The sequence below is a fragment of the Dyella sp. genome (genome assembly GCF_035685885.1).
Classification (GTDB): Bacteria; Pseudomonadota; Gammaproteobacteria; order Xanthomonadales; family Rhodanobacteraceae; genus Dyella.
Genome location: NZ_DASRZX010000002.1, coordinates 1 through 2572, shown reverse-complemented (window position 1 = coordinate 2572; position 2572 = coordinate 1). Strand labels below are relative to the sequence as shown.

Below are 2572 nucleotides of genomic sequence, written 5' to 3'. Positions count from 1 at the left end.
CGGCTTGAGGTCGTGATCGGTTCGGGGAACAGCCCGCAGAAGCATGTTTGGCGGGCGCGGATTGTGCTGCTGAGCGCCGAGGGGATCGGCACGATGGCGATCCAGCGGCAGACCGGCAAAGGCAACCGACGATCTGGCGCTGGCAGGCGCGCTTTATGGCGGAAGGGGTAGAAGGCTTGCTGCATGAGGCGACGCGGCCCTCGCGGGTGCCGCCGCTGCCGGCGGCGACCATCGAGCGGGTGGTCGAGATGACGCTCGCCGAACCGCCGGGCGAGGCGACGCACTGGACCGGCCGGGCACTGGCGAAGGCCGCCGGGGTGAGCCATCGCAGCGTGCAGCGTATCTGGGCGGCGCACGGCCTGAAGCCGCACCGGGTGCGCACCTTCAAGCTGTCGAACGACCCCAAGTTTGCCGCCAAAGTGCAGGATGTCGTCGGCCTCTATGTCGATCCGCCCGAGCACGCGCTGGTGCTGTCGGTCGACGAGAAGTCGCAAATCCAGGCGCTCGACCGCACTCAGCCGGGATTGCCGATGAAGAGGGGCCGCTGCGGGACGATGACCCACGACTACAAGCGCCACGGCACGACGACGCTGTTCGCCGCGCTCGACGTGCTGGAGGGCCGCGTCATCGGCCAGTGCATGGCGCGCCACCGGCATCAGGAATTCATCCGCTTCCTCAACAAAATCAACCGCGGGACCCCGGCCGGGCGGGAGCTGCATCTGATCGTCGACAACTATGCCACTCACAAGCATCCCAAGGTCCGCGCCTGGCTCGAACGCCATCCCAGGTTCCATTTCCACTTCACCCCGACATCGGCTTCCTGGCTCAATGCCGTCGAGGGCTTCTTCGCCAAATTGACCCGGCAAAGGCTCCAGCGCGGCGTCTTCAACGGCATCGTCGATCTCCAGGCCGCCATCAACCGATATCTCGCCGAGACCAACGACAACCCCAAACCCTTCACCTGGACCGCCGATCCCGACGCCATCATCGAAAAAGTCCGGCGCGGGAAACAGGTGTTAGAGTCGATCCACTCTCATGTCCGCCGTTTCCAGATGCAGGCGAATTAATGCGTGGCTTGCATGCAAGCGCTTGTTTCGGGCTCTTCCGGGCAGGGCAGGAGGCGCGGTCGTTGAAACGACGGTTGATCATACTCTGATGCGCGGGTTGGAACCGCATGACCGTTGATACGTCGCGGAGCTGCCTCGGTCTAGGAACCTGCGTCGGATCGACGATCGGGCAGATAGTGGAAGCGAGGGTTCTCCTGACCGCGACCGCGCCCCCGGCCTTGCCCGGAAGGAGCGTGTTGGATAGTTCGCAGGCGCCTCCTGAAAATGGGATCACACGTTTTCTCCGCTCAGCCTGCGGTTACCATCACATGCCGAGCGATGGCCCAGACAAAGCCCGTCAGTTCGCGGGCGATCGCGGTGGTGACGACATTGGCCGGTTTGCCTGTCCGGGTGAGCTTGCGATAGCGTGCACACAACCGCACCTGCCCCTTCCAGGCGATATCGCGGATCGGCTTCGGCTGATTCTCCTGCCGCAGCAGCAACTCGCGACTGATCCGGGCCGGGAAGCGATAGCTCCAGGCCGCCTCGATCAAGAGCCGACGAGCCGCTCCATTACCGGCTTTAGTAATCCCGCCGCGTCTGACACTGGCGCCGCTCGAATGTTCCGACGGCACCAGCCCGAGATAGGCCATCAGCTGGCGCGGATTGGCAAAGCGCGAGAGATCGCCCAGTTCGGCGATCAACGTCGCCGCATTGACCAGGGCCATGCCGCGCATCGTCTGCAGCGCCACGACAACAGGAGCCAGCGCCCAGTCTGGCAGCATCGCTTCGATCTGTGCCGTCAGGCGATCGCGCCGCGTCTCGGCAGCTTCGACCGCCGCGATGTAGTCTTCCAGCACCAGGTGATGGACCGCCTGCTCGAACTTGAGCCCCGCCAACCAGCGGCGATGCAGCTTGGTCCAGGCCGGCCGGCCATAGTGGCATCCGTGCCGCAACAGAAATCCGGAGAGCTGTTGGCGCGCCCGGCGCAGATTGTGGACCGCATCGAGCCGCGCACGCACCAGATCACGCATCGCCTCGTGCCGGGCATCAGGAACCCACACCGCCGTCAGCTCGCCGGCCCGGTGCAGCCTGGCCAAGCTGGCGGCATCCCGCCGATCGGTCTTGACACGGTCGCCCGCCCGCTTCGGGATCAGCGAGGGGGCGACGACGACGCACTCATGCCCGCTCGCCGTTACCTGTCGTTGGATGCCGTAGCCGCACGGCCCCGCCTCGTAACAAAACCGCAGGGTGATGCCGTCGCCGCCAAGCTTACGCAGCAACCGGTCCAACGCCGTGGGTGTATTGGCGATCCGGCCGTACTCCCGAACCTCGCCACGCAGACCGTCCGTCGCCACCGCAACCACGATCCCTTCCTTGTGAACATCAAGCCCTACGTAAGTGATACGATCCGCCATGACCCGTCTCCTATGCATGAGGCCCGGCACCGGTCTATCCGGCGCAACCCTCGTTACCTGCATACTGCGAGACGGGTCGCCCCGTGCTCAGGCGGACATGTGGTCTAG

At 65.1% G+C, this 2572-nt stretch carries 1 protein-coding gene and 1 pseudogene; one reads left to right on the top strand and one right to left on the bottom strand.

The genetic code is table 11. The features are described from left to right. Nucleotides 1-1067, top strand: a pseudogene (locus VFG49_RS00250) (IS630 family transposase); the annotation flags it as partial. Between the two features lie 287 nt (nucleotides 1068-1354). On the opposite strand, the gene VFG49_RS00245 reads toward VFG49_RS00250, so the two are convergent. Beyond that, complete coding sequence (locus VFG49_RS00245) at nucleotides 1355-2464, bottom strand: IS110 family transposase (protein WP_324857197.1); 1110 nt, start codon at nucleotides 2462-2464, stop codon at nucleotides 1355-1357. Nucleotides 2465-2572: the final 108 nt, after the last annotated feature.

Excerpts from the sequence above, each read along its gene's own strand:
- VFG49_RS00245 (WP_324857197.1), bottom strand. The coding sequence starts at position 2,464 with ATGGCGGATCGTATCACTTACGTAGGGCTTGATGTTCACAAGGAAGGG.